Here is a 26006-nt window from a genome sequence, read left to right on the forward strand (position 1 = left end):
ACGGCAAATGCTGACGGAAGCTGTCAGGTTATCGGCCGATTCTCGGTCCAGCACCGGGCAGCGGGCCCGGTCACCGAACCGGAAGAGGCAGTGCATGAACTCCCCCGACTCCCGTCCCGCCGACCCCCGCCCCCTCTACGCCCGCGCCACCGAGCAGGCCGCCGCGCTGATCGCGGCCGTCGGGCCCGAGCAGCTGACCGCTCCGACGCCCTGCACCGAGTTCGACGTGCGGGCGCTGCTGGGCCATGTGGTCGGCAGCAGCCGGCGGATCGCCGTCATCGGCGCGGGCGGCGACGGGCTCGCCGTGGACACGAGCACCGACGGCGTCCCGGACGACGGCTGGTCCGCCGTCTACGAGGAGGTCCGCACCCGCGTCCTCGAGGCGTGGGCGAGCGACGAGCGGATGGCGGCGACGGTACGGGCACCGTGGGGCGTGGTGCCCGGCCGCGCCGCGCTCACCGGTTATGTGATGGAGCTGGTGACCCACACCTGGGACCTGAACGAGGCCCTCGGCCGGCCGATGGCGCTCGACGCGGAGCTGGCCGAGTTCTCGCTCGCCAACGCCCGCCGGGTGCTGGCCGAGCCGGAGCGGGACGCTCAGGTCCCCTTCGGCTCGGCCCAGCCGGTCCCCGAGGGAGCCGGCGTGTACGAGCAGCTGGCGGCCTGGCTGGGCCGGCGTCCGCTCAGCCGAGCCTGACCCGCGCGAGCTGCCGGGACTGCGCCACCAGCCGGCCGGCGCCGTCCCACACCTCGGCGTCCTCCTCCAGGAAGCCGCCGGCCAGGTTGCGGGTGGTGATCGAGACCCGCAGCGGGCCCGGGGCGGGGCGGCAGCGGACGTGCACGGTCAGCTCGACGGTCGGGACCCAGCCCTTGAGACCGAGTTCGAACGCGGTCGGCGGCAGCGCGTCCACCGCGAGCAGCAGCGAGAGCGGGTCGGCGTCGCGGCCGTCGGCCAGCCCGAACCAGGCGCGCATCTCGCCCTTGCCGGACGGCGCGCCGAGCGCCCAGCCGAGGGTGGCCGGGTCCAGCTTGAGCATCAGGCGGTCGGCGATGGCGGAGCTGCCCTCGACCGGGGCCGGCCCGTCCTCGGCGCCGAAGCACTGCTCCAGCGGCGGGAGCGCGGGCGGCTCGGCGGTGGTGCGGACGTCGTCGGGGAGCGCGTCCAGGTCGCCGTAGGAGGCGAGGACCCGGATGCGTTCCACCTCGGTGCCGTCCTCCTCCTGCTGGAAGAGGGAGGCCTGGCCGGTGGAGAGGGTGCGGCCGGTACGGACCACCTCGGTGCGCACGACGGCCGGGCCGGGCCGCGATGCGGTCAGGTAGTGTGCCGAGATCGTGAACGGATCGGGGTGCGGCAGGGCGTCCGCGAGCGCGCGGCCGAGGACGGCCAGCAGATAGCCGCCGTTGACGGCGTTGATGATGGTCCAGCCGGCCGAGAGGTCGGTGTCGTAGACGCCGGGGGCGCGCCGCGTGACGGCGGTGTCCCGGTCGAACTCGCTGTCGCCGATCGCGGCCCGTACGGCCGGGGCGGAGGCTGCTTCTGGCATACGGGAACCGTACAACAGCAAACTACTAAGCGGTAGCTTTCTCTGATGACACCTGCGTGACGGATGTCCCGCGCTGCGTGAACGTCCGGCAATTTCTCGGTAAGTGTCCGCACTCGTCCGTAAACCCCCGGCCCCGGTTTTCCCTCTACGGGGACATGAGCCTCACCGGGACTCCGTTCCTGTACACCACCATCGCGCTGGCCGTGGTGGCCCTCGTCCTGCCGTTCGCCCTGTGGACGCGGACCGGGGGCCCCAAGGTGCTGCGCACCGCCCTGCGGGCCCTGATGCTGCTGTTCGCCCAGGCCACGGCCATCACCCTGGTCTTCGTCCTGGTGAACAACGCCAACAACCTGTACGACAACTGGGGCGACCTGCTCGGCACGGGCAACCACGTCCAGCAGGCCGCCGACCTGGGCGCCGACGGCACCGGCGGCATCGCCTACCGCAGGCTGCCCAAGGTCGAGCAGAAGTTCACGCAGGCCGACGGGCCCGGCATGCGGGCGGCGGGCGGGGTCCGCGTCACCCAGCTGAAGGGCCGGGTCTCCGGGGTGAGCGCCGAGGTCTACGTCTGGCTGCCGCCGCAGTACGACGAGCCCGCCTACCGCGGCAGGAAGTTCCCCGTGGTGGAGCTGCTGTCCGGCTACCCCGGCTCGGCGAAGGCCTGGTTCGGTTCGATGAAGGTGCACGAGCAGCTCGAGGGGCTGATGCGCAGCGGCCGGGTCGCCCCGTTCATCCTGGTCTCCCCGCGCACCAACCTGATCGCCAAGGCGGACACGGGCTGCGCCAACATCCCGGGCACCGTGAACGCGGACAGCTGGCTGAGCATCGACGTACCGAAGATGATCAACGACAACTTCCGCGCCCAGGCCGCACCCGACGGCTGGGCCGCCGCGGGCTACTCGGCCGGCGCGCACTGCGCCGCCAAGCTCGCCGTCGCCCACCCCGACCGCTACCGGGCCGCGGTGAGCCTGTCCGGCTACAACGACCCGATCGGCGAGAGCGCGTCCCTGGCCGCGCAGAACCCCGCCCTGCGCCGGGCGAACAACCCCTACGTGCTGCTGAAGAAGTACCGCAGGCCGCCGCGCGTCGCGCTCTACCTCTCCGGCGAGCCCGGTGACGGCTACCAGGCCGGCGTGGCGCTTGAGCAGGTCGCGAAGCCGCCGACGACCGTGCGCGTGGTCTTCCTGCCGCGCAGCGCGGGCGGGCACAGCATGGCGCTGTGGCGGCCCCAGGTGCCCGCGGCGTTCCGCTGGCTGACCCTCCAGATGAGCCACCAGGGCGGCCACACCGCCTCGCCGCCTACTCCTCACGGACGGTCGAACGCCGGTTCCACGCCCGCGGAGCTCGCCAGTGGTACCGCATCGCAAGCAGGCGGAGCACGAAAGCGGTGAGCACCGCGAGCGCGGTGGTGAGCGGGGTCAGCGCGTCGTAGCGGATGCACAGCACCACCATGGTGGCGCCGACCATCGCCGGGACCGCGTACAGGTCGCGGTCCCAGCGCAGCAGCGAGGGCACCTCGTTGGCGAGCACGTCCCGCAGCACACCGCCGCCCACGGCGGTGGCCAGCCCCAGGGTCGCCGACGAGGTGAGGCTGAGCCCGTAGTCGTACGCCTTGGTCGTGCCCGAGACGCAGAACAGGCCGAGCCCGGCCGCGTCGAAGACGTAGACGGCCCGCTGGATGCGCTCCACGTGCGGGTGCAGGAAGAAGACCACCAGGGTGGCGATCAGCGGGGTGAGGAAGTACCCCAGGTCGGTGAAGGCGGCCGGCGGCACGGCCCCGATGACGATGTCGCGGAACAGCCCTCCGCCCAGCGCGGTGACCTCGGCGAGCACGGCGATACCGAAGACGTCGAAGTTCTTGCGGACGGCCAGCAGCGCGCCGGAGATGGCGAACACGAAGATGCCGACGACGTCGACCGTGTGCTGGACGGAGGGGCTGAACAGTTGCTGGGACACGCCACATTCTTACTCAGGGGGCGGCGCCGTCCCGCGGTGCCGGGCGCCGCGCCTACAGGGCGGGCTTGCCCGGGGTGTAGAGCCACTTCTGGAAGAGGTCGCCGAGCCGCTGCCCGGACACCTTCTCCGCGAGCCGGACGAAGTCGGCCGTCTCGGCGTTGCCGTAGCGGTGCAGCGCCGTCCAGGCGGGCAGCAGCCGGAAGAACGCCTTGTCGCCGATGCGTTCGCGCAGCGCCTGCAGGGTCATGGCGCCCCGGTCGTAGACCGCGCCGTCGAACATGGTGTCGCGCTGCGGGTCGGCCGGCCTGACCTGCCAGAAGGAGTCGCCGGCGGCGAGGGAGTCGTACTCGGCGCGGAAGGAGTCGTGCGCCGAGCGGGTGCCCTTGTGCTCGGCCCACAGCCACTGGGCGTAGGTCGCGAAGCCCTCGTTGAGCCAGATGTCCTTCCAGTGCTTCACCGACACCGAGTCGCCGAACCACTGGTGGGCCAGTTCGTGCACGATGGTCGACTCGCTGCGCACGGCCGAGTAGGCGGGCTTGCTCTGCACCTCCAGGGAGAACCCGGCCTGCGGCATGTCGTCGACGATCGCGCCGGTCTCCTCGAACGGGTACGGCCCGAAGACCTGCGACCAGTAGTCGGTGGCGGCGGCGGTCACCGCGTACACGTCGACCTTGTTGCTGTCCTTCAGCTTGGGGTCGATGGCCACGTACATCGGGATGCCGCCCGGGGTCCGGCCGGTGCGCACGTCGAACTTCCCGATGGTGGCGGTCGCCAGGTAGCTCGCCATGGGCCGGCTCTCGCGCCAGTGCGTGTACGTCGAGCCGCCCCGGTCGTACGTCGAGACGAGCCGGCCGTTGGAGACACCGGTGAGGCCCTTGGGCGCCTTGATACGGATGTCGTAGGTGGCCTTGTCGGAGGGGTGGTCGCTGGAGGGGAACCAGGTCGAGGCGGCGTTGGGCTCGCAGGCCACGAAGACGCCGTCGTCGGTCTTCATCCAGCCGTACTTCGAACCGAACACGATGGGGCCGCCGAGCGGCTCGGGTATGCCGCCGTAGGTGACGGTGACCGTGAACGTGCTGTTCTTGCGCAGCACGCCGCGCGGGGTGATGCGCAACTCGTCGCCGTCGCGCGTGAACTGCGCGCCTCTGCCGTTCACCTCGACCCGGGTGACCTCCAGTTTCTGCAGGTCCAGGTCGAAGGAGGAGAGGTTCTCGGTGGCGCGGGCGGTGAGGGTGGTGCGCCCGTCGAGGCGGTCGGTGTCCGGGTTGTACGCGATGTCGAGGGCGTAGTGGCGGGCGTCGAAGCCGCCGTTGCCCAGGAGGGGGAAGTAGGAGTCGCCGATGCCCGGGGCGCCGTGCGTGGGGGCCGAGGAGGCGGCGATCGCGAGGAAGGAGGCCGCCGCGGTCGCGACGGCCCCCAGACGTGCCGAACGGGAGAGTGCCATGAGTCCGTCCCTTCGCGCGTGGATCAGTGGATCACACGGACAGGGAAGACTCTGCGCTCTCCCGTTCGATCATGTGCATGACTTTACCAAGTCGTCATGCGTCAGTCGCCCGTTGACTCCTGACGCTCGGTACGCTCGCCGTCCGTGCCCGTGACCGCGTCCGTGCCGGTCTCCTCCGAGGCCGCCGGCCCGGCGGCCTTCGCCGGCTTCGCGGACTTGGCGGGCGTGGACTTCGCGGTCTTCGCGGGCGCGGACTTCGAAGTCTTCGCCGCCGCGGACTTGGCCGTCTTCGCCGTCTTCGCCGCCGTGGACCTGGCGGTCTTCGCGGGCGCGGACTTCGCGGTCTTCGCCGACTTGGCGGGCGTCGACCTGGTGGTCTTCGCCGCCGTGGCGGGTTCCGCTGCGGCCTCCGCGGGCTCGGCGGACCCGGCGGACTCCGCGGACCCGGCCGGGGATTCGGCGGTGCCCTCGGCCGGCTCGGCGGTACCCGCGGCCTCCGCCGTCTCGGTGCCCTCGGCGGCCCCCGAGTCCTCCGTGCCCTCGGTGGCCTCCGCCGCCCCCGAGTTCTCCGTGCCCTCCGCGGCCTCACGGGCCTCCGGGTTCTCGGCGGTCTCCGTGCTCTGCGCCGTCTCCGCGACCTCCGCCGCCACCGCCGCGGACGTCCGGGCCGACTCGGCCAGGGCCTCCTCGGACACCAGCTCGGCCGCCTCCTTCGCGGCCGTCAGCAGCACCGTGTCCTGCGGCGCCTGGTCCGCGAAGTTCTCCGGGTGGTGGCAGGCCACCCGCTGCCCGGGCTTCAGCTCCTTCAGCTGCGGCTCGGTCGTCCGGCAGATCTCCGTCGCCTTCCAGCACCGGGTGTGGAAGCGGCAGCCGCTCGGCGGGGAGATCGGCGAGGGCACGTCACCCTGGAGCAGGATGCGCTCGCTCTTGGCGTTCTTGCGCCGCGGGTCCGGGATCGGCACCGCGGACATGAGCGCCTTGGTGTACGGGTGCATCGGCGCCTTGTACAGCGAGTCCCGGTCGGCCAGCTCGACGATCTTGCCGAGGTACATGACCGCGATCCGGTCCGAGACGTGCCGGACGACCGACAGGTCGTGCGCGATGATCACGTACGTCAGGCCCAGCTCCTGCTGGAGGTCGTCCAGCAGGTTGACGACCTGCGCCTGGATCGACACGTCGAGCGCGGAGACCGGCTCGTCCGCCACCACCAGCTTCGGCTTGAGCGCGAGCGCGCGGGCGATGCCGATGCGCTGGCGCTGACCGCCGGAGAACTCGTGCGGGTAGCGGTTGTAGTGCTCGGGGCTGAGCCCGACCACCGACAGCAGCCGCTGCACCTCCTTCTTGATCCCGCCCTCGGGCTCGACGCCCTGGAGCCGGAAGGGGGCGCCGACGATGGTGCCGATGGTGTGCCGCGGGTTCAGCGACGAGTACGGGTCCTGGAAGATCATCTGGACGTCGCGGCGCATCGGGCGCATCCCGCCGACACCGAGGTGCGTGATGTCCTTGCCCTCGAACTCGATCCGGCCCGCGGTGGGTTCGAGCAGCCGGGTGATCAGCCGGCCCATCGTCGACTTGCCGCAGCCGGACTCGCCCACGACACCGAGGGTCTCACCGGAGCGCACCTCGAAGTCGAGGCCGTCCACGGCGCGCACCGCACCGACCTGGCGCTGCAACAGCCCCTTCTTGATGGGGAAGTGCTTCTGCAGCCCGCTCACCTTGAGCAGGATCTCGCCGGGCGCGGCCTCCTCGGTGAGGGTGGCCGTGCCGGTCGCCTCGTCCTTCGCCCCGGCCTTGTCGCCGTCGCTCTGCGCAGGGATGCCCACTGCCTTGTCCTTGGCGTTGTCGCTCACAGCTTCGGCGCAATCTCTTCGGTCCAGATCCGCTCCCGCTGCTCCTGCGACATGTGGCAGGCGGCCCAGTGCCCGCTGCCCACCTCGGACAGTTCGGGGCGCACCGTGCGGGTGAGGTCGTCCTTGGGGACGTCGGCGTACGGGCAGCGCGGGTTGAAGGCGCAGCCGGACGGGATGTTGATCAGGGAGGGCGGCGATCCCTTGACGGGGATGAGCCGCTCCTGCTGCTCGCGGTCCAGGCGCGGCATCGAGCCGAGCAGACCCCAGGTGTAGGGGTGGCGGGGCTCGTAGAACACCTTCTCGGCCGGGCCGCGCTCCACGCACCGGCCGCCGTACATCACCAGGATGTCGTCGGCGAGTTCGGCGACGACGCCCAGGTCGTGGGTGATGACGATGACCGCGGAGCCGAACTCCTTCTGCAGATCCCGGATGAGGTCGAGGATCTGCGCCTGGACGGTGACGTCCAGGGCGGTGGTCGGCTCGTCCGCGATGAGCAGTTCGGGGTTGTTCACCAGCGACATCGCGATCATCGCGCGCTGGCGCATCCCGCCGGAGAACTCGTGCGGGTAGTTGTCGACGCGCTTGTCGGGCTGCGGGATGCCCACCCGGTCGAGCATCTCGACCGCGCGCTTGCGCGCGGTCTTCTTGTCGACGTCGTGGTGGATGCGGTAGGCCTCCACGATCTGCTGGCCGATCGTGAAGTAGGGGTGCAGCGCGGACAGCGGGTCCTGGAAGATCATCGCCATCTCGCGGCCGCGCAGCTTGCGCACGTGGTCGGGGTCGGCGGAGAGCAGCTCGGTGCCGTCCAGCCAGATCTCGCCGGAGATCTGCGCCTTGCGCTTGCCGTACTGGCCGGCAGTGTGCAGGCCCATGATGCCCAGCGAGGTCACCGACTTGCCGGAGCCGGACTCGCCCACGATGCCGAGGGTCCTGCCCTTCTCCAGCTTGAAGCTGAGCCCGTCGACGGACTTGACCAGGCCGTCGTCGGTGGGGAAGTGCACCTTCAGGTCGCGTACTTCCAGGAAGGCGCTCGGGGCGGCCGAGGCGGCGGTGGGCTCGCCCACCGCGGCTCCCGTCCTGCTGAGGTCGGTCATGCGAGCCTCACTCGGGGGTCGATCACGGCGTACAGAACGTCCACCACGAGGTTGGCGACGAGCACCGCGAGGGAGGTGATCAGGGTGACGCCCAGGATGATGGGCAGGTCCTGGTTCTTGATGCCGTTGAGCACCGCCTGGCCGAGGCCCGGCAGGCTGAACGTCGTCTCGGTCAGGATCGCGCCGCCGATCAGGGCGCCGAGGTCCATGCCGAGCATGGTCAGGATCGGGGTCAGCGTCGAGCGCATGGCGTGCTTGCCGATGACGGTCTGCTCGCGCAGGCCCTTGGCGCGGGCGGTGCGGATGTAGTCCTCGCCGAGGACCTCCAGCATCGTGGCCCGGGTGATGCGCGCGTACATGGCCGCGTAGAGGAAGGCCAGGGTGATCCAGGGCAGGATCATGCCGCCGAGCCAGCCGGTGAAGCTGTCGCCGATGGGCACGTACTGGCCGTCGATCCAGCCCAGTCCGTAGCTGAAGACGGCCAGGGAGAGCAGACCGGTGAAGTAGATGGGCAGCGAGACGCCGCTCAGGGCGACGACCATCGCGCCGCGGTCCCAGATGCTGCCCCGCTTGAGCGCGGAGAGCACACCGGCGGCGACACCGAAGACCAGCCACAGCACCGCGGCGCCGAGCGCGAGTCCCAGGGTCACCGGGAAGCGGTCGGTGAGCACCGGCCAGATGGCCTGCTCGCTCTTGAAGGAGTAGCCGAAGCAGGGCGCGGCGCAGTGGGTGACGTCGCCGCCGCCCACGTAGGTGCGGCCCGCGAAGATCCCCTGGAAGAAGTGCCAGACCTGCGTGTAGACCGGGGCGCCCAGGTCGAGCTTCTGCCGGACCCCCTCGACGGCGGCCGGGTCGGCCTGTTTGCCCACGAAGCTCAGGGCGATGTCGACGCCCGCCCACTTGGGGACGAGGAAGAAGATGCTGAAGACCACCACGATGATGACCACCAGCATCACTGCGGCGGCGAACAGCCGCCTGATGAGGTAAGCGAGCACAGCTTACGGCCCGCCGCGGACCGCGGGCCCCGGAGGTCGTCCGGTGGCCCGCGGTCACGCCGCGCCGGCCTTCACCTGCCTTTCGTGCCGTTCGGCGGGTGTGCCGGGTTTACTTCGCGGTCAGGCCGAGGTTGACGAAGTCGTAGTACCCGCTGTACGCGTTCGTCGTGTACACGTTCGCCAGTCGCGAGGAGCGCCAGTTCAGGAGCTTCTCGAAGACGAAGGGCAGGTAGTAGCCGCCCTCCATGACCTTGTGGTTGATCTGGGTGGCGAGCTGCGCCTTCTTCGCGTCGTCCAGCGTGGTGCCGTACTGGTCGAAGAGGCCGTCGATCGTCTTGTCGTTGATCAGGGCGTAGTTGTTGTTGCCGCTCTGGAGGATGTCGCGGCTGTCCCACAGCGGCACGCCGTAGCCCTGGACGGTCGGGAAGTCCGGACCCCAGCCCATGATGATGATGCCGAACTTCTTCTTCTCGACGTTCGAGGGGCTGCCGATGATGCCGGTGGTCTGCGAACCGTCGTACTGGTAGATGTCGGCGGTGATGCCGACCTTCTTCAGCGACGCCTGCAGGGACTGGGCGGTGGCCACCTCGACCGGCTTGTTGTTGCGGACCGCGATGGTGGTCTTGAAGCCGTTCGGCTGGCCGCAGGCCTTCAGCTCTTCCTTGGCCTTGGCGGCGTCGCCGTTCTTGCCGGCCCCGGCGAGCTGGTAGGGGTCGTACTTCTGGCCCTCGCCACCGGCGACGGACGGCGGGAGCATGTTGGTGCCGATGTCACCGCCGGCCACCGGGCCGCCTCGGGCGGTCTGGAGCGACTCGTGGTCGGCGCCGTAGATCACGGCCTTGCGGCAGTGCTCGTTGTCGAACGGCTTGACGCTCTGCGGGAAGACCGCGTAGCGGATGAAGCCGGAGACCGGGTTGTCCAGGTTGCCCTTGTGCTGCTTCAGGGCGATCTGGCGGCCCTGCGGCGACAGACCGGTCTGGCTGAGGTCCAGGTCGTAGTCGCCGCTGATCAGGCGCTGGTCCAGATCGTTGGCGTTGGTGAAGAACTTGATCGAGACCTTGTCCGGGTACGCCTTGCGGACCGGGTCCGAGGACGCCTTCCAGTTGGTGTTGCGCACCAGCTTGAGGCTCTTGCCCGGGTCGTAGGACTCGAACTTGTACGGGCCGGAGGAGAACGGGTGCAGGCCGTACTTCGACTTGGTGTCCTTGTCCTGGCGGACCGGGGAGGCCGAGGTCAGCGCCAGCATCTGGAGGAAGTCGGAGTTCGCCGTGGGCAGGTGGAAGACGATGGTCTTGTCGTCCGGCGTGTCGATCGCCTTCAGGCCCAGGTGGTCGGGGGACTTGTCCTTGTACGGGCCCGGGTAGGTGCCCTTGGGGTCGAGCGTGTTCTTCAGGTAGACCGGGCCGCCGGACAGGACGTCCTGCGCCCAGACGCGCTCGATGCCGTACTTGACGTCCTTGGAGGTGATCGGCTTGCCGTCCTCCCAGGTGATCCCGTCGCGCAGGGTGAACGTGTACGTCTTGCCGCCGTCGGAGAGCTTGCCCATGTCCGCCGCCAGGTCCGGCGTGAGCTTGGCGCCCGCGGCGCCCGGCGCGGTCGAGTAGGTGAGCAGCTGACGGCTGTAGTAGCGCGAGAAGTCCCACATGAAGCCGTAGTAACCGCGTGTGGTGTCCCACGAGTCGGCGTCCTGGGTGCCGGCGAACTTCAGCTCGCCGCCCTTCTTGACCTTCGACGCGTTGACGACCTTGTTGTTCGCCGCGTCGAAGCCGGCCGCGCCGCTCTTCGAGTCGCCGCCGCCTCCGCCGCCGCACGCCGCCGTGGTCAGCAGCCCTGCGACCACGGCCGCAGCGGCCAGTGCCTGCTTGCGCCGCCCTTTGGTGCGTTGGGTAGTCACGATCTCGGTTCCTCCGGAATTGATGAGAGACCCCGTGCATGCGCCACGGGTCGCTTGGATACGGCGGTTCAGCGGGAACCCTTGGGGTCCAGCGCGTCGCGCACGCCGTCGCCGAAGAGGTTGAAGGCAAGAACGGTGATGAAGATCGCCACGCCCGGGATCACCATGTACATGGGGTCCGAGTCGTAGTAGTCGATCGCGCTCGACAGCATCTGTCCCCAGGACGCCGTCGGGGGCTTGACACCCACGCCCAGGAAGCTGAGGGCCGCCTCGGTGAGGATGTTCGTCGGGATCATCATCGTCGTGTACACGATGATGGGCGCGACCAGGTTGGGCAGCAGTTCCTTGAACAGGATGTAGAACCGCCCGGCGCCCAGCGACCGTGCCGCCTCGACGTACTCGCGTTCCCGCAGCGAGAGCGTCTGGCCGCGCACCACGCGGCCGATGTAGGGCCAGCCGAAGAAGCCGATGACCAGGACCATCACGAACACGCGCACGCTGGAGCCGGTCAGCCCCAGCATGTCGTTGGGCATGACGGAGACCAGCGCGATGATGAAGAGCAGCTGCGGGAAGGCGAGCAGGCCGTCCATGACCCGGCTGATCACCGCGTCGACCCAGCCGCCGAAGAAGCCCGCGAGGATACCGAGGATCGTGCCGAGCACGACGGCGACCAGGGCGGACAGGAAGCCGACCAGCAGCGAGATCTGCGCGCCGTAGAGGATGCGGGCGAAGATGTCGCGGCCGTTGACGGGCTCGACGCCGAGGAGGTGGTCGCCGCTGATGCCGCCCAGGGACCCCGTGGGGGTGCCGAACAGCGGGTCGATCAGGTTCTCGTGGTAGGCGTCCGGGTCCTGCCCGATCAGGTTCGCGAGAACGGGCGCGAGCAGCGCGACGGCGATGAGGAGGAGCACGACCACACCGCCCGTCAGGGCGAGCTTGTCCCGCTTGAGGCGCTCCCAGGCGATCCGCCCCAGGGAACGGCCCTGGACGGCCTTGGCGCCCGTGGTGGCCACGGCCGCTTCCTCGGCCGCCCTCGGGGCCGCTTCGGCGGTCGGCTCGTGCAATGGTGCCGTCATTAGGCAGGGACCCCTCTCAACCGGCGGTAGCCGGCCCGCACTTGCCGCTGTGGCGGCATCGTCAGTCCGTCGTACACAGGGGCGAACGCCCCCTTGTTGCGGGAGTCTTCAATGCCCGGGCGATCTGCTGCCAGACTTGACGGTGAAAGGATGCGCAAACGTGATGCGGGTAGGGGGATTCCGTTATCCGGACGTTGGGTAACGGGGGGCGGACGCGGGCCAGTTGGTGCTTTCTTCCGCAGAACCGGACCTTCCGCCCTCATCTACGCGCGCAGAAGGCCGCCGGCCCCTCGACCGCCGTCGGGCGGACCGTCTGGTTCCGGATCAGTGTCCCTCGCGGGACGGGCCGTGGTGGCGCCGATCAGTGTCCGCCGGCCGGCGGGTAGCCGTAGGCGCCCGCCGCCGGGGAGCCGGCTCCGGCGTGGGCCTCGCGGTCGTAGAACGGACGGGTGCGGGCGCGCAGCCACATCACCACGGGGTCGAACTCGTCCGACATCACCACGGTCGAGACGGGCAGCCCGTCCGGGACGGCCGCCATCGACTGCTGCATCATCGCCCGCACCGCGTCGACGGCGGCCGGCGAGGTGTCGTACACGTCCAGGCCGATGGCGAGGTACGGCGCCCCGACGGCGGGCTGCACCCAGGCGCGGCGCAGCGAGCGCAGCGCGGGGGTGCGGTGGGCGGCCTGGGTGAGCAGGGCGTAGAACTGCGGCAGTTCGAGGGCCGGTTCGGACAGTGTGAGCGGCCCCGCGGGCTGGCGGTCCAGGCCGGCGGCGATACGGCGCAGATCCAGCCAGGGGATGCCGACGCCGCCGCCCGGGGCGTGCGGATTCAGCCAGAGGCCGTAGTGGTCGGGGTAGAGGGTGCGGGCGACGTCGAGGCCGTCGACCACCTCGTAGGAGCGCATCCAGCCGCTGGCCGACAGCTCCTGGGCGGAGGTGACGCACGGGGCGTAGCCGTGGCCGCCGACCTCCATGTGGCCGTACTGGGCGTCGGGGGAACCGGCCTGGCCGTGCCAGAGCAGCATCCAGACCTGGCCGGAGGAGGGGGTCGCGAGGGTGCGCAGCAGCGCCTCGTAGGCGTCGTACCGCCCGGGTGTCACCTGGCGGAGCATCTGCTCCACGTGCCCGGCCGTGGTGCCGCTGGCGCTCACCTTCTACCGCCCCTTCGTAGTGCCCTCGACCGAGCTGCGGACCTGGGTCCTGCCGTCCCCCTCCCGTCGTCCGCCCGGAGCGCGGGGCAGACGGGAACGCGACGGCACTAGCTTACGGCCGCCCGTCCGGCCCGGTGCGTGTCGTGGTCCCGGGCAGCGGGTGCGCTGCCGCCCGGCGTGAGCGGTGCGGTCGTGCCGCGCCGCCCCCGCGGCGGGCTTCAGTGGCCCGACTCGTAGAACGGCCGGACCCTTTCGCGCATCCATTCGGCCACCGGGTCGTCCGTGATGTCCAGGAGGACGAGGTTGACCGGCCAGGGGGCGGGCGCCGCGGCCAGGGCGCGGCCCAGCGCGTCCAGGGGGCGGGCGCGCAGGTCGCCGTCCCACTGGGACAGTTCGACCCCGACGAACATGACCGGGTCGGCCGTCTCGACGACGGCCAGGCAGCGGCGGGCGCTGCGGACCAGGCCCGTGGCGGCGAACTCGGCACCGGCGGCGGACAGGAAGTCCACCGGGTCGTCCTGCCAGTCGGGTTCGTACAGGCGGACCCGGCCGCCGCCGGCGGGGCCGTCCAGTTCGGTGCGCCCGGCCCGGCACAGTTCGGCCACGGCCTGCGGGGGCAGCGGGAGGCCCGCCACGCCGTCCGGGTTCAGCGCGATGCCGGCCTGGGCGGGCAGGCCCCGGGCGAACTCGACGGCGGGCGCGACGGTGAAGGCCATGTGGGGGCCGGCGACCTGGCGCAGCTGTTCCTCGGAGCTGAAGACCGGCACGTAGGCCTGGCCGTCGATCTCCAGGGTGGGCAGGTCGAGCGGGCCGCTGTGCGGGCCGCCGCCGTTGGGCAGCGGCACCCAGAGGTGGCTGCGGCCCAGCACCTCGATGATCCGGCCGCCGGCCGTCGGGATGCCGAGGGCGGCGGAGAGCACCTCCTCCAGTTCGTTGCCTGGCCAACCGCCGTGCGGGTGGTGCGCCTGTGCCGGGAAGTCCCCCGGAAAGTCCGCGGAGAAGTCCGCCGGGAAGTCCATCTGCCTACCGCCTGCTGGGAACCACTGCTGTGTGACCGAAAGGCTAACGGGTGCCGGGGCCGCTCCCGCGGGTGAACCCGATCCGCCGCAGGCCGGCCGCGGCCTCGCGGTCCAGCAGGACCGCCGCGTCGCACCCCTTGGGCAGCTCGCCGCGCTCCACCGCCCCGATCAGGCGGGCGGCGGCCCTGCGGTGGCGCAGGAAGGCGTAGCGGGAGACGCCACGGCCGCGCTCGCGCTGGCCCGAGAGCGCGGCGGCGGGCGGCACGTCCAGCAGGAGCAGGTGGAGCGCGCCGCCGCGCCGGTGGGCGGTGCGGGCCAGCCAGGCGCGGACCCAGGCCTGGGTGCCGCAGTCGTGGACCACCACGCCCTCGCCGGTGCGCAGGGCGCGGCGCAGCGCGGCGTAGTGGGCGAGGCGGACCAGGGGGCGGTAGAGGGCGTAGGGCAGGCGGCGGGCCAGGCGGGTGTCCCAGCGGTCGCGGGTGTCCTGGGAGTCGATCCGCGCGCCGTGCACCGCGCGGCGCATCAGCGTGGACTTGCCGCCGCCGGGCAGGCCGGCGACCACGACGAGGTCCCGGGGGCCGAAGAGCAGGGCGTGCGGGGTGCGCCCGGGCCGCCCGCGCAGGTCGCGGACGACGGGCGCGGGGCGCCCGCCGCGGCGGGCGCGGGCGGTGGTGCCCGGCTGTGCGGGCAGGGCCGGGACCTGTGTCGTCGTCGCGTACGCCGGCGCACTCCTGTTCACCGTCATCGTCCTCCCCGGGGTGGTGACGGTTCACCTCCCCCTTGAGTGTAAAGAGAAGGTAATACGCGGCGCCTGCCGTTTCCGTGCGCGTTCTGCCACAGACCGGTTACAGATCCGGCCTGCCGCGCCGGGCGCCGGGCATGCGATGATGTGCGCGCCAACTGCATACCGGCCGCTTGAATCCGCGCGGGAGAGTCCTCAGCAGCACGCCTGCCTGGGGCGCCGAAGGAGCAAGTCCCTCCCTTGAATCTCTCAGGCCCCGTACCGCGCGGGCGAGGCACATCTGAAAAGCGGGCCGCTGCCGCAGTGGCTCCACCCAAGGTGCAAGCCGTGCCCGTCCGTCCGACGGCGGTCATGGCGAACCTCTCAGGTTCCGATGACAGATGGGGAGGACACCCGACCTGTCCTCGCCGTCCCCGCGTCCGGCTCAGCCCGTGCGCGGTGGGGGGACCCCCATCGCCTTGGAGACCGACCGATGAGCAGTTCCGCTCCGCTCCGTCGTACCGCGCTGGACGCGGTGCACCGTTCGCTGGGTGCGACGATGACCGACTTCGCCGGCTGGGACATGCCGCTGCGCTACGGCTCCGAGCGCGACGAGCACCTCGCCGTGCGTACGCGGGCCGGTCTCTTCGACCTGTCCCACATGGGCGAGATCACCGTGACCGGCCCGCAGGCCGCCGCCCTGCTGAACCACGCGCTGGTCGGCAACATCGCCTCCGTCGGCGTCGGCCGGGCCCGCTACACCATGATCTGCCGTGCGGACGGCGGCATCCTGGACGACCTGATCGTCTACCGGCTGGCCGACACCGAGTACATGGTCGTGGCCAACGCGTCCAACGCCCAGGTGGTGCTGGACGCGCTCACCGAGCGGGCGGCCGGCTTCGAGGCCGAGGTCCGCGACGACCGTGACGCGTACGCCCTGCTCGCCGTGCAGGGCCCCGAGTCCCCCGGCATCCTCGCCTCGCTCACCGACGCCGATCTGGACGGCCTGAAGTACTACGCCGGCCTGCCCGGCACGGTCGCCGGGGTCCCCGCGCTGATCGCGCGCACCGGCTACACCGGCGAGGACGGCTTCGAACTGTTCGTGAAGCCGGAGCACGCCGTGGAGCTGTGGCAGGCGCTGACGAAGGCCGGGGAGGGCGCGGGCCTGGTCGCCTGCGGCCTGTCCTGCCGCGACACGCTGCGCCTGGAAGCCGGCATGCCGCTGTACGGGCACGAGCTGACCGAGGCGCTGACCCCGTTCGACGCGGGGCTCGGCCGGGTCGTGAAGTTCGAGAAGGAGGGCGACTTCGTCGGCCGCGAGGCGCTGCTGGCCGCCGCCGGGCGCGCGGAGCACAACCCGCCGCGCGTCCTGGTCGGCCTGGTCGCCGAGGGCCGCCGTGTCCCTCGCGCGGGCTACGCCGTCGTCGCCGGCGGCGAGGTGATCGGCGAGGTCACCTCCGGCGCCCCCTCCCCCACCCTGGGCAAGCCGATCGCCATGGCGTACGTCGACGCCGCGCACGCCGCGCCGGGCACGGCCGGTGTCGGCGTGGACATCCGGGGCAGCCACGAACCCTACGAGGTCGTGGCGCTGCCCTTCTACAAGCGGCGGAAGTGACACCGTCGTCACCGGTCAGGGGTGACGCGGGGCCCGCCGCCCCGGTCACGCACGCCCCGCGCAGTCCCTCATTCACCAGCACTCCCCCGCGTACAGGAGAATTCAGGCCATGAACAACCCCCAGCAGCTGCGCTACAGCAAGGAGCACGAGTGGCTGTCGCCCGCCGAGGACGGCGTCGCGACGGTCGGCATCACGGAGTTCGCGGCCAACGCGCTCGGTGACGTCGTCTACGCCGACCTCCCGGCGGTGGGCTCCACGGTGACCGCGGGCGAGACCTGCGGCGAGCTGGAGTCGACCAAGTCGGTCTCCGACCTGTACTCCCCGGTCAGCGGTGAGATCACCGAGATCAACCAGGACGTGGTGGACGACCCGTCCCTGGTGAACTCCGCGCCCTTCGAGGGCGGCTGGCTGTTCAAGGTGCGTCTGACGGAGGAGCCGGCCGACCTGCTCTCCGCCGACGAGTACACCGCCCAGAACGGCTGAGGAGCGGACGGACCCCGATGAGTGTTCTCGACACCCCCCTGCACGAACTCGACCCGGACGTCGCCGCCGCGGTCGACGCCGAGCTGCACCGCCAGCAGTCCACGCTGGAGATGATCGCCTCGGAGAACTTCGCCCCGCTGGCGGTCATGGAGGCCCAGGGCTCGGTCCTCACCAACAAGTACGCCGAGGGCTACCCCGGCCGCCGCTACTACGGCGGCTGCGAGCACGTCGACGTGGTCGAGCAGATCGCGATCGACCGGATCAAGGCGCTGTTCGGCGCCGAGCACGCCAACGTGCAGCCGCACTCCGGCGCCCAGGCCAACGCCGCCGCCATGTTCGCCCTGCTCCAGCCGGGCGACACGATCATGGGCCTGAACCTCGCGCACGGCGGGCACCTCACCCACGGCATGAAGATCAACTTCTCCGGCAGGCTCTACGACGTCGTCGCCTACCACGTGGGCGAGGACGGCCTGGTCGACATGGCCGAGGTCGAGCGGCTGGCCAAGGAGAAGAAGCCGAAGCTGATCGTGGCCGGCTGGTCGGCGTACCCGCGGCAGCTCGACTTCGCCGCGTTCCGCCGGATCGCGGACGAGGTCGGCGCGTACCTCATGGTCGACATGGCGCACTTCGCCGGTCTGGTCGCCGCGGGCCTGCACCCCAACCCGGTGCCGCACGCCCACGTGGTCACCACCACCACCCACAAGACGCTGGGCGGCCCGCGCGGCGGTGTGATCCTGTCCACGGCCGAACTCGCCAAGAAGATCAACTCGGCGGTCTTCCCCGGTCAGCAGGGCGGTCCGCTGGAGCATGTGATCGCCGCCAAGGCGGTGGCCTTCAAGGTGGCCGCCTCCGACGACTTCAAGGAGCGCCAGCGGCGTACCCTGGAGGGCGCCCGCATCCTGGCCGAGCGCCTGGTGCGGGACGACGCCAGGGCGGCCGGTGTGGACGTGCTGTCGGGCGGCACGGACGTGCACCTGGTCCTGGTGGACCTGCGGAACTCGGAGCTGGACGGCCGGCAGGCCGAGGACCGCCTCCACGAGGTCGGGATCACGGTCAACCGCAACGCGGTCCCGAACGACCCCCGCCCCCCGATGGTCACCTCCGGGCTGCGCATCGGCACCCCGGCGCTGGCGACGCGCGGCTTCACGGCCGAGGACTTCACCGAGGTCGCGGACGTGATCGCCGAGGCGCTGAAGCCGTCCTACGACGCCGAGGCGCTCAAGGCCCGGGTGAAGGCCCTGGCCGACAAGCACCCGCTGTACGCGGGGCTGAACAAGTAAGTCATCCGGAACACCGCGCGGGCGCCGGTGACCCCGGCGCCCGCACGCTGCCCCGCCCCTTTCCCGTCCCTCGCACCCCCCCGCATTGAGGAGTCCCCGTGGCCATCTCGGTCTTCGACCTGTTCTCGATCGGCATCGGCCCCTCCAGCTCCCACACGGTCGGCCCGATGCGGGCGGCGCGCATGTTCGCCCGCCGGCTGCGCAGCGAGGGGGTGCTGGAGCGGACCGTGTCGCTGCGCTCGGAGCTGTACGGCTCCCTCGGCGCGACCGGCCACGGCCACGGCACGCCGAAGGCGGTGCTGCTCGGCCTGGAGGGCGACTCGCCGCGCACGGTGGACGTGGAGACCGCGGACGGGCGGGTGGAGCGGATCAAGGCCGCCGGCCGTCTGAACCTGCTGGGCGAGCACGAGATCGCGTTCTCCTTCGACGACGACATGGTGCTGCACCGCCGCAAGGCCCTGCCCTACCACGCCAACGGCATGGCGCTGTGGGCGTACGACGCCTCGGGCGCCGAGCTGCTCACCAAGACGTACTACTCGGTGGGCGGCGGCTTCGTCGTGGACGAGGACGCGGTGGGCGCGGACCGCATCAAGCTGGACGACACGGTGCTGAAGTACCCCTTCCGCACGGGCGACGAGCTGCTGCGCCTGACCCGGGAGACCGGCCTGTCGATCTCCGCGCTGATGCTGGAGAACGAGCGCGCCTGGCGCACCGAGGAGGAGATCCACGACGGCCTGCTGGAGATCTGGCGCGTGATGCAGGCGTGCGTGAAGCGCGGGATGAGCCGCGAGGGCATCCTGCCCGGTGGTCTGAAGGTGCGCCGCCGCGCCGCGATCACCGCGCGCCAGCTGCGGGCCGAGGGCGACGCCGCCGCCCGCGCCATGGAGTGGATCACCCTGTACGCGATGGCGGTGAACGAGGAGAACGCGGCCGGCGGCCGGGTGGTGACCGCCCCCACCAACGGCGCGGCCGGCATCATCCCCGCCGTCCTGCACTACTACCTCAACTTCGTGCCCGGCGCCGACGAGGAGGGCGTGGTCCGCTTCCTGCTGGCCGCCGGTGCGATCGGCATGCTGTTCAAGGAGAACGCCTCCATCTCCGGCGCCGAGGTCGGCTGCCAGGGCGAGGTCGGCTCGGCCTGCTCGATGGCGGCGGGCGCGCTCGCCGAGGTGATGGGCGGCACTCCCGAACAGGTCGAGAACGCCGCCGAGATCGGCATGGAGCACAACCTCGGCCTGACCTGCGACCCGGTGGGCGGCCTGGTGCAGATCCCGTGCATCGAGCGCAACGGCATGGCCGCCGTCAAGGCGGTCACCGCCGCCCGCATGGCACTGCGCGGCGACGGCTCCCACAAGGTGTCCCTGGACAAGGTCATCAAGACGATGAAGGACACCGGCGCGGACATGTCGGTGAAGTACAAGGAGACGGCGCGCGGCGGGCTCGCGGTGAACATCATCGAGTGCTGAGCGCCCCGGCGCCCCCGCCGCGCGCCCGTGCCGCGGCCGGGCTGATGTGCGAACGCGCCGGAGGGATCGGACGTGGCGAAGTGGGGCAGAACTCAACCGACGACTCCTCCCCCCACGGTCCTTCAGGGAGTTTGCATGCTGCACGGCATCGACGTGAGCGCGTACCAGTCCTCCACCTACGGCACGGACGGCCTCTCCTTCGTCTTCATCAAGGCGACGGAGGGCCGTTCGTACGTCAACTCCAGGCTCGGCGCCCAGGCCAAGCACGGCCGTGACGCCCATCTGGTCGTCGGCTTCTACCACTTCCTGTGGCCCGGCAACATCACGGCCCAGGCCGAGTACTTCGTCTCCCACACCCCGGAGAAGCGGGGCGACATCCTCGCCGTCGACTGGGAGTCCACCGGCGAGGGCACCCACGCCTCCAACGCGGAGAAGGACGCCTTCATCCGCAAGGTGAAGCACCTGCGCCCGCACAACCGGGTGCTGCTCTACACCAACCGCCACTTCTGGCTGAGCGTCGACACCACCTCCTACGCCGGGGACGGCCTGTGGATCGCCGACTACGTCGCCGCCGGACACCCCCGCATCAAGGCCAAGTGGCGGTTCCACCAGTACACCGACGATCCCCACGACAAGAACGTGGCGAACTTCTCCAGTGCGGCGGCGCTGCGGGAGTGGGCCACGGTGTGACCGCCCGCCCGGGGGCGGCCGTCAGGCCCGGAAGTCCGCCGGGCGCTCGGGGGACGCCTCCGCCAGGGCCTTGGTGACGGCGTCGACGCCCTCCTGCAGCCCGTAGACCGGGGTGCCGGGCTGCTGGCGCCAGGAGTCGTCGACGGTGCCGGAGTCCACCGTGTCGAAGCCCAGTTCCTCGATCAGCGCCCGCACCTTCGCCTTGGCCGCCGGGTCGTCGCCGGCGACCGGCAGCGCGAGGCGGCCGGGGTCACCGGCCGGGCGGGGCCGGTCCAGGAGGTCCTGCGCGTAGGTGCCGTTGAAGGCCTTGACCACGGGGTGGCCCAGGTGCTGCGAGGTCCAGCGGCTCTCGGTCAGGCCCTCGTCCTCGATGGCGGCGATCCTGCCGTCGCGCTGGGGGTAGTAGTTGCCGGTGTCGATCACGACCGCGCCGTCCGCCGCTTCCTCCAGCAGGCCGGAGGGCAGGTCCGGGACCGCCTTGAGCGGGACGGTGACCACGACGACCTCGGCGCCGCGCGCCGCCTCCTCGACCCGCACGGGCGTCGCGCCGGTCTCCTCGGCCAGCGCGGTGAGGGTCTGCGGGCCGCGCGAGTTCGCGACGGCCACCTGGTGGCCGAGGGCGGTGAGCCGCCGGGTGAGGTTGCCGCCGATGTTGCCCGCGCCGATGATGCCGATCTTCATCTCAGTTCGCCTCGCTCTTCCGGAGGTCCGGAGGTCGGTGCCGGTGGTGTCGTGTCCGTGCCGTACAGCGTGTGCAAGGCACCTCCAACCCCGGTCCGGCGCGGGCTATTCCGGGCGTGCGCCGAACGGGTGGACGGCGCGGCGCGGGGGCCGGGCGGGACACGGAGAAGGGGCGCCCGGTGGCAGGCCACCGGACGCCCCTCGCGCGGGCGTCACTTGTTCAGGTAGTCCCAGAACTCGTCGAAGGACAGCACCTTGTCGCCGTCGAGGTCCCGCTGCTTGATGATCGCCTCCGCCACCGTGTCGGTGACGTTCCAGTCGCCTCCCTGCGCGAGGGCGGACTTGAACTCGGCAGCGGTGATGTATCCGTCACCGTCCGCATCGATCCGCTTGAACTGCTCGCGTGCCTCGTCGATGTCCGCCACCGATCCGCCCCTCTGTGTCGCTTCAGGTCTGTCTTGCTGTCGTACTGACGCAGGTCAGATTAACGGGCCGTGCCCCCGGTGCGGTCATCGCCCGGGTCTGCGAGGCTGCGCCCGGGGCCGGTGCGGCCCGGGGACACGGACGGGCGGAGGCGGATGCGGTGACGGACACCTTGCGGGGCATTCTGGAGGCGGCGGCACGCGACGTGTTCCCGGCGCCCGACGGCCGTACGACCGTGGTGGCGCAGCCCTGCGGCCGGGACGCGGGGGTCGTTGCCTTCACCGCGCACTCGGTGGTGTTCACGGACGAGGACCCCCGCTGGGTGCACGAGACGCTGCGCGGGATCGGCTGCGACCCCCTGGCGGCGCCGCTGAACCCGCGTTTCCTGGCCGCGTTCATGGACCGTACGGGCCGGACGCACGACACGGTCGACACGCTCTGCGTCGCCGCCCCGCTGCCGGGGCCGCCGCCGCTCGCCCTGGAGGAGATCACCGGCGGCGCGCACGCCCGGGTGGCGTACGCGCGGGGCCGGCGCGACGGCGTGCGCGCGTGGGCGGCCGACGGCGGTGTGCTGGTGCTCGGGCACGGTGTCGCCGGGCGCCTGGAGGCGGCGGTCGAGGTGGACGAGGACGTACGGCACCGGGGGCTGGGGCGGGCGCTCGCGCTGGCCGCCCGGCACCTCGCCGGGCAGAGCGTGTGGGCGCAGGTGGCGCCGGGGAACGCCCGCAGCGCGCGGGCGTTCCTGGCGGCCGGTTACCGGCCCGTGGGGGCGGAGGCGCTGCTGCTCGGTGCCGGGGGCGTTCAGCGGAAGACGCCGGTGTGGCCGAGCGAGTAGCGGCCCGGCTGCGGGTAGACGGCGAGGCCGTGCGGGCCGCTGCCGACCTTGATGCGGGCGAGCTGCCGGCCGGTGCCGGTGTCGATGGCGTACACCTCGGAGTTGTAGCGGCCCGACAGCCAGAGCACCTTGCCGTCGGCGGAGACACCGCCCATGTCGGGGCTGCCGCCGTGCGGCAGGCGCCATTTCCCGGTCAGCTTGTGCTGGGCGAAGTCGTAGACCGAGATGGTGCCCTCCCCCCGGTTGGAGACGTACATCCGGCGCGAGTCGCGGCTGACGTAGAGGCCGTGGGCGCCCTTGCCGGTGTACAGGAACTCCGGCTTGCCGAACGTGCCGCCGTCCAGGATCCACAGGCCGTTGGCCACCATGTCGGCCACGTAGAACCGCTTGCCGTCCGGTGACATCTTCACGTCCTGCGGCATGGCCCCGCGGAAGGCGAGCTTCTGCTGTCCGACGACCTTCATCGCCGCCGTGTCGACCTTGAGGAGTTCGCCGCTGAACTCGCAGGAGACGATGAAGTAGCGGCCGTCGGCCGAGAAGTCGGCGTGGTTGACCCCGGCGCAGCCGACCGGGACGGTCTTGACCCGCTCCATGGTGTGCGCGTCGCGGAAGACGAGCTGGCGGTCCTTGGAGGCCATCACGACGGCGTACCTGCCGTCCGGCGTGAAGTACAGGTTGTACGGGTCGTGCACGTCGACCGGCTTGCCGGCCTTGCCGGTCCTCGGGTCGATGGGGGTCAGCGAGTTGCCGAGGTCGTTGTTGACCCACAGCGTCTTCAGGTCCCACGACGGCACGACGTGCTGCGGCTGGCGGCCGACCGGGATGGTCTCCATGACCTTGTAGGTCCCGGGGTCGATGACCGTGACCGTGTTGGAGTTGGTGTTGGGGACGTAGACCCGTGAGGGGAAGTCCTTGACGGTGTCGGAGAGCCGGCCCGGGCGGTCGGCGGCGTAGACGTCCTTCGGGTCGAGGACGGGCGGCATGCCGGGCAGGGCGTCGAGGGCCTGCTGCCGGGGCCGGGCGGGCGCCTTGCTGGCGAGGGCCTCGCCGGTGGGGTGCGGGGCGAGGCCCCCGCCGCTGCACGCGGACAGCACGGCCAGTGCTGCGCAGGCCGCGCCGGCGGCGAGGATCCGGGCCGGGCGGGAGACGGACGTAGGACTGGGACGCATCAGCTCAGCAGCTCCGTGGTGGTGACCGCGCGCAGACCGCGGCGGTCGAGTTCGGCGAGGAGGGCGGGAAGGGCGGTGGCCGTGCCGGGGTAGCCGAAGTGCAGGCTCACCACGGAACCGTCGCGGACCCGGTCCAGCACGGTGCGGGTGACCGCGGCGGCACCGGGCGAGGTGTAGTCGAGCGAGTCGACGTCGTAGGAGAGCACGTGCGGGTAGCCCGCGGTGCGCGCGAGCCGTTCGACCAGCGGGGAGGCGGCGAGCGCGCGGGACGGCCGGAACCAGGTGCCGATCGATCCGGTGAGCCGCTTCAGACGGTCCGCGCAGGCGGTGATCTCGGCCTGGGCCTCGGCCTCCGGCATGTCGTTGACGGACAGATGGTGCTGGGTGTGGTTGCCGAGGTCGTGGCCGCCGTCGAGGATCCGGCGGGCCATCTCCGGGTGGGCGTCGAGCCAGGTGCCGACGGCGAGCACGGTCACCCGGGCCCCGTGTTCCTCGGCCGTGCCGAGCACGGTGCGGGCGAGCGCCGGATCGCCCTGGCCGTGGAAGGTGAGGGCGACGCGGGGCTTGTCGCGCGGGCCGTGGCTGATCTGGGCGGGCTGCCCCGGGAAGGAGCGGGGGGCGGGGGCGGCCCGGGGCGCGGCGGAGGTGTGCGCGGCGGGCCGCGAGGAGCCGGAACCGGCTCCGGCGGAGGCGGAGGCCCCGGGCGGGGCGTCGGACGCGGCGGAGTGCGGGGCGGTACCGGTGGACGCGCACCCGGTGGCGAGCGCGCCCCCGGCGACGAGTCCGGCACCGGCCCGCAGCACGCCACGACGGTCGGTGGTGGTCACCCGCACCATTTAAGGGGCGCAAAGTAAGAAAACGGGCGATCCACACGGATACCCACCGGGTGAGCGTCAGTCAGGCGGCCGCGACGGACCGCGAGTCGGGGCGGGGCGGAGCCCGGGAGTGGTCGCGGTGACGTCGGAGCAGGACCGGCCGGACGGCGGGTATCTGACACCGGGGCAGGACCGGCCGGACCGGCCGGAGGACGCCATCTGACGCCGGGGCAGGACTGGCCGGACGGCAGGCACCGGGGGCCCGGCCCGGGGGTGCCCGCCGGCTCAGCGGTCCGCGGCCCTCATCTCGAACCAGGTCGTCTTGCCGCGCGGGAGCAGGTCCACGCCCCAGCGGTCGGAGAGCTTGTCGACGAGGAACAGGCCCCGGCCGCTGAGGTCGAGGTCCTGGACGGGCATCAGGCACGGCAGGCCGCGGGAGGGGTCGCGGACCTCGATGCGGATGCGGCCGGTGCGGCGGCGCATGCGGAGGCCGACGACGCGGGCGCCGGTGTGCCGTACGGCGTTGCCCACGAGTTCCGAGACGAGCAGGACCGCGTCCTCGGTGAGTTTCGGGGACAGCCCCCACTGGCGCAGGACGACGACCTGCACCAGCCGGCGCGCACTGGCGGCGGACTCGGGGCGGGACGGCAGCTGCACCTCCGACTCGGTCGGATTTCCGTACAACTCCACGGCGACCAGGGCCAGTTCGTCCTCGACCGCGGGCGACCAGCGCGGTACGGCCGCATGTCCCTGTCCCCGCGGCTGCTCGATGCCCTCCAGCCCCGCCATGCCCCCATCATGGCCGTCCGCGGCGCCCTCCGGGGCCGTTCCGGCGGAATGCGCCCCTTGAACGCCTCCGTCCCGCATCCCGAAATGGCATATGCCACAGGCATTTCGGATACGGCTGCGGCCGGGCCGACCTGCACGGACGGCCCGGCCGGCGGCGGACGCCCGCCGCCTTCGCTCCGCACGCTCCGGCATGCCCCGAGGCTTCCCTGAACGCCCCATCGAGCGACCCGCGAGCGGGGCCTCAGACGAACTCGGCCTTCCCGGGGCCCTCCTCCACGAAGCTGCGCATGCCGCGCTCGCGGTCCTCGGTGGCGAACAGCCCCGCGAACCAGTTCCGCTCGACGGCGAGCCCGGTGTCGATGTCCGTCTCCAGACCGGTGTCGATCGCCTCCTTGGCCGCGCGCAGCGCGATCGCCGGCCCCTGGGCGAGCCTCGCCGCCCACGCGTGCGCCGCCTCGTAGACCTCGGCGGCCGGGACCACCCGGTCCACCAGGCCGAGCGCGAGGGCCTCGTCGGCCTTGACCTGGCGGCCGGTGTAGATGAGGTCCTTGGCCTTGGAGGGGCCGATCAGCCGGGACAGCCTCTGGGTGCCGCCCGCGCCCGGGATGAGGCCGAGCAGGATCTCCGGCTGGCCCAGCTTGGCGTTGTCGGCGGCGATCCGGTAGTCCGCGCAGAGCGCCAGTTCGCAGCCGCCGCCCAGCGCGTAGCCGGTGACCGCGGCGACCACCGGCTTGGGGATGCGGGCCACGGCGGTGAAGGAGTCCTGCAGCGCGCGGGCCCGCAGCACCATCGCCGCGTGGTCCATCACCTGCATCTCCTTGATGTCCGCGCCCGCCGCGAACACCTTCTCGCCGCCGTAGATCACCACCGCGCGCACGTCCGCGCGGCGCGTGGCCTCCTCGGCGAGTTCCTTGAGCCGGTCCTGCGTGGCGACGTCGAGCGCGTTCATGGGCGGGCGGTCCAGGCGCAGCGTGCCGACGCCCTCGGCGACTTCCAGAGATACGGTCATGCCC

24 protein-coding genes, 1 pseudogene and 2 riboswitches are annotated in these 26006 nt (G+C 71.7%); of the genes and pseudogenes, 8 read left to right on the top strand and 17 right to left on the bottom strand.

Translation table 11 applies throughout. The features are described 5' to 3' along the window. Positions 1-94 precede the first annotated feature (94 nt). Positions 95-697, top strand: coding sequence for a TIGR03086 family metal-binding protein (locus tag AC6I72_RS09615; protein WP_498000412.1), 603 nt, complete (start codon positions 95-97; stop codon positions 695-697). On the opposite strand, the gene AC6I72_RS09620 is transcribed toward AC6I72_RS09615, so the two are convergent. Next, on the bottom strand, positions 684-1544 hold the full coding sequence (locus tag AC6I72_RS09620; protein WP_498000413.1) for a thioesterase family protein: 861 nt from the start codon (positions 1542-1544) through the stop codon (positions 684-686). The genes AC6I72_RS09615 and AC6I72_RS09620 overlap by 14 nt on opposite strands. Before the next feature lie 155 nt (positions 1545-1699). On the opposite strand from AC6I72_RS09620, the gene AC6I72_RS09625 reads away from it, so the two are divergent. Beyond that, complete coding sequence (locus tag AC6I72_RS09625) at positions 1700-2935, top strand: alpha/beta hydrolase (RefSeq protein ID WP_498000414.1); 1236 nt, start codon at positions 1700-1702, stop codon at positions 2933-2935. Here the strand turns inward: AC6I72_RS09625 and AC6I72_RS09630 are convergent. The 10 genes from AC6I72_RS09630 to AC6I72_RS09675 form a co-directional block, all read right to left on the bottom strand. Beyond that, positions 2844-3500, bottom strand: a complete 657-nt coding sequence (locus AC6I72_RS09630; RefSeq protein ID WP_078884107.1) for a trimeric intracellular cation channel family protein — start codon at positions 3498-3500, stop codon at positions 2844-2846. The genes AC6I72_RS09625 and AC6I72_RS09630 overlap by 92 nt on opposite strands. Positions 3501-3552: 52 nt before the next feature. Continuing rightward, entirely contained in the window at positions 3553-4944 is a 1392-nt protein-coding gene (locus tag AC6I72_RS09635) for a M1 family metallopeptidase (RefSeq protein ID WP_498000415.1), read from the bottom strand. A gap of 101 nt (positions 4945-5045) precedes the next feature. Then, on the bottom strand, positions 5046-6767 hold the full coding sequence (locus AC6I72_RS09640) for an ABC transporter ATP-binding protein (protein WP_498004634.1): 1722 nt from the start codon (positions 6765-6767) through the stop codon (positions 5046-5048). Positions 6768-6790: 23 nt separating this feature from the next. Beyond that, a complete protein-coding gene (locus AC6I72_RS09645; protein ID WP_498000416.1) occupies positions 6791-7888 on the bottom strand; it encodes an ABC transporter ATP-binding protein in 1098 nt (365 codons plus the stop codon). Then, positions 7885-8883, bottom strand: a complete 999-nt coding sequence (locus AC6I72_RS09650; RefSeq protein WP_498000417.1) for an ABC transporter permease — start codon at positions 8881-8883, stop codon at positions 7885-7887. The genes AC6I72_RS09645 and AC6I72_RS09650 overlap by 4 nt, the downstream gene beginning before the upstream one ends. Positions 8884-8992: 109 nt before the next feature. After that, on the bottom strand, positions 8993-10777 hold the full coding sequence (locus AC6I72_RS09655) for an ABC transporter substrate-binding protein (RefSeq protein ID WP_498000418.1): 1785 nt from the start codon (positions 10775-10777) through the stop codon (positions 8993-8995). A 68-nt stretch (positions 10778-10845) separates the two neighbouring features. Next, positions 10846-11853, bottom strand: a complete 1008-nt coding sequence (locus AC6I72_RS09660; RefSeq protein ID WP_498000419.1) for an ABC transporter permease — start codon at positions 11851-11853, stop codon at positions 10846-10848. A 361-nt stretch (positions 11854-12214) separates the two neighbouring features. After that, positions 12215-13006: an enhanced serine sensitivity protein SseB C-terminal domain-containing protein gene (locus AC6I72_RS09665; RefSeq protein WP_498000420.1), complete on the bottom strand. Its 792-nt coding sequence runs from the start codon at positions 13004-13006 to the stop codon at positions 12215-12217. A 218-nt stretch (positions 13007-13224) separates the two neighbouring features. Beyond that, a complete protein-coding gene (locus tag AC6I72_RS09670; RefSeq protein WP_498000421.1) occupies positions 13225-14025 on the bottom strand; it encodes an enhanced serine sensitivity protein SseB in 801 nt (266 codons plus the stop codon). 43 nt (positions 14026-14068) lie between these two features. After that, positions 14069-14770, bottom strand: a complete 702-nt coding sequence (locus AC6I72_RS09675; RefSeq protein ID WP_498000422.1) for an AAA family ATPase — start codon at positions 14768-14770, stop codon at positions 14069-14071. 171 nt (positions 14771-14941) lie between these two features. Beyond that, positions 14942-15041: riboswitch (glycine riboswitch) on the top strand. Beyond that, positions 15042-15157: riboswitch (glycine riboswitch) on the top strand. Positions 15158-15239: 82 nt separating this feature from the next. On the opposite strand from AC6I72_RS09675, the gene gcvT reads away from it, so the two are divergent. From gcvT to AC6I72_RS09700, 5 genes are all read left to right on the top strand, one after another. Next, positions 15240-16361, top strand: coding sequence for a glycine cleavage system aminomethyltransferase GcvT (gene gcvT / locus AC6I72_RS09680; protein WP_498000423.1), 1122 nt, complete (start codon positions 15240-15242; stop codon positions 16359-16361). Positions 16362-16470: 109 nt separating this feature from the next. Beyond that, on the top strand, positions 16471-16845 hold the full coding sequence (gcvH, locus tag AC6I72_RS09685) for a glycine cleavage system protein GcvH (protein ID WP_037858140.1): 375 nt from the start codon (positions 16471-16473) through the stop codon (positions 16843-16845). Positions 16846-16862: 17 nt separating this feature from the next. Further along, positions 16863-18125, top strand: a complete 1263-nt coding sequence (glyA, locus tag AC6I72_RS09690) for a serine hydroxymethyltransferase (protein ID WP_498000424.1) — start codon at positions 16863-16865, stop codon at positions 18123-18125. A 98-nt stretch (positions 18126-18223) separates the two neighbouring features. Further along, a complete protein-coding gene (locus AC6I72_RS09695) occupies positions 18224-19591 on the top strand; it encodes an L-serine ammonia-lyase (protein WP_498000425.1) in 1368 nt (455 codons plus the stop codon). A 135-nt stretch (positions 19592-19726) separates the two neighbouring features. Then, entirely contained in the window at positions 19727-20281 is a 555-nt protein-coding gene (locus tag AC6I72_RS09700; RefSeq protein WP_498000426.1) for a GH25 family lysozyme, read from the top strand. A 21-nt stretch (positions 20282-20302) separates the two neighbouring features. Here the strand turns inward: AC6I72_RS09700 and AC6I72_RS09705 are convergent. Next, positions 20303-20977 (bottom strand): annotated as a pseudogene (locus tag AC6I72_RS09705) (NADPH-dependent F420 reductase); the annotation flags it as partial. Positions 20978-21174: 197 nt separating this feature from the next. Continuing rightward, on the bottom strand, positions 21175-21387 hold the full coding sequence (locus AC6I72_RS09710) for an EF-hand domain-containing protein (protein ID WP_366725544.1): 213 nt from the start codon (positions 21385-21387) through the stop codon (positions 21175-21177). Between the two features lie 158 nt (positions 21388-21545). Here AC6I72_RS09710 and AC6I72_RS09715 point away from each other — a divergent pair, with 158 nt between their 5' ends. Beyond that, positions 21546-22220 carry a GNAT family N-acetyltransferase gene (locus AC6I72_RS09715; RefSeq protein WP_498000427.1) on the top strand — a complete coding sequence of 225 codons (675 nt, stop codon included), beginning with the start codon at positions 21546-21548 and terminating at the stop codon, positions 22218-22220. Here the strand turns inward: AC6I72_RS09715 and AC6I72_RS09720 are convergent. From AC6I72_RS09720 to AC6I72_RS09735, 4 genes are all read right to left on the bottom strand, one after another. Further along, positions 22187-23389, bottom strand: a complete 1203-nt coding sequence (locus AC6I72_RS09720) for a YncE family protein (RefSeq protein ID WP_498000428.1) — start codon at positions 23387-23389, stop codon at positions 22187-22189. The two genes, AC6I72_RS09715 and AC6I72_RS09720, sit on opposite strands and share 34 nt — an antisense overlap. After that, positions 23389-24225, bottom strand: a complete 837-nt coding sequence (locus AC6I72_RS09725; protein ID WP_498000429.1) for a polysaccharide deacetylase family protein — start codon at positions 24223-24225, stop codon at positions 23389-23391. The genes AC6I72_RS09720 and AC6I72_RS09725 overlap by 1 nt, the downstream gene beginning before the upstream one ends. A gap of 264 nt (positions 24226-24489) precedes the next feature. After that, the gene (locus tag AC6I72_RS09730; RefSeq protein WP_498000430.1) at positions 24490-24993 is read right to left on the bottom strand and encodes an ATP-binding protein; all 504 of its coding nucleotides are present in this window, start codon (positions 24991-24993) and stop codon (positions 24490-24492) included. Positions 24994-25234: 241 nt separating this feature from the next. Further along, entirely contained in the window at positions 25235-26002 is a 768-nt protein-coding gene (locus AC6I72_RS09735; protein WP_498000431.1) for an enoyl-CoA hydratase/isomerase family protein, read from the bottom strand. Positions 26003-26006 lie beyond the last annotated feature (4 nt).

Source organism: Streptomyces sp. Xyl84 (assembly GCF_059731885.1).

Bases quoted from the DNA above. Each gene is read 5' to 3' on its own strand.
- AC6I72_RS09625 (WP_498000414.1), top strand. From the start codon at position 1,700: ATGAGCCTCACCGGGACTCCGTTCCTGTACACCACCATCGCGCTGGCC.
- AC6I72_RS09670 (WP_498000421.1), bottom strand. From the start codon at position 14,025: ATGGACTTCCCGGCGGACTTCTCCGCGGACTTTCCGGGGGACTTCCCG.
- AC6I72_RS09735 (WP_498000431.1), bottom strand. From the start codon at position 26,002: ATGACCGTATCTCTGGAAGTCGCCGAGGGCGTCGGCACGCTGCGCCTG.
- AC6I72_RS09725 (WP_498000429.1), bottom strand. From the start codon at position 24,225: ATGGTGCGGGTGACCACCACCGACCGTCGTGGCGTGCTGCGGGCCGGT.
- AC6I72_RS09620 (WP_498000413.1), bottom strand. From the start codon at position 1,544: ATGCCAGAAGCAGCCTCCGCCCCGGCCGTACGGGCCGCGATCGGCGAC.
- AC6I72_RS09615 (WP_498000412.1), top strand. From the start codon at position 95: ATGAACTCCCCCGACTCCCGTCCCGCCGACCCCCGCCCCCTCTACGCC.
- gcvH (WP_037858140.1), top strand. From the start codon at position 16,471: ATGAACAACCCCCAGCAGCTGCGCTACAGCAAGGAGCACGAGTGGCTG.
- AC6I72_RS09700 (WP_498000426.1), top strand. From the start codon at position 19,727: ATGCTGCACGGCATCGACGTGAGCGCGTACCAGTCCTCCACCTACGGC.
- gcvT (WP_498000423.1), top strand. From the start codon at position 15,240: ATGAGCAGTTCCGCTCCGCTCCGTCGTACCGCGCTGGACGCGGTGCAC.
- AC6I72_RS09675 (WP_498000422.1), bottom strand. From the start codon at position 14,770: ATGACGGTGAACAGGAGTGCGCCGGCGTACGCGACGACGACACAGGTC.
- AC6I72_RS09635 (WP_498000415.1), bottom strand. From the start codon at position 4,944: ATGGCACTCTCCCGTTCGGCACGTCTGGGGGCCGTCGCGACCGCGGCG.
- AC6I72_RS09645 (WP_498000416.1), bottom strand. From the start codon at position 7,888: ATGACCGACCTCAGCAGGACGGGAGCCGCGGTGGGCGAGCCCACCGCC.
- AC6I72_RS09660 (WP_498000419.1), bottom strand. From the start codon at position 11,853: ATGACGGCACCATTGCACGAGCCGACCGCCGAAGCGGCCCCGAGGGCG.
- glyA (WP_498000424.1), top strand. From the start codon at position 16,863: ATGAGTGTTCTCGACACCCCCCTGCACGAACTCGACCCGGACGTCGCC.
- AC6I72_RS09730 (WP_498000430.1), bottom strand. From the start codon at position 24,993: ATGGCGGGGCTGGAGGGCATCGAGCAGCCGCGGGGACAGGGACATGCG.
- AC6I72_RS09720 (WP_498000428.1), bottom strand. From the start codon at position 23,389: ATGCGTCCCAGTCCTACGTCCGTCTCCCGCCCGGCCCGGATCCTCGCC.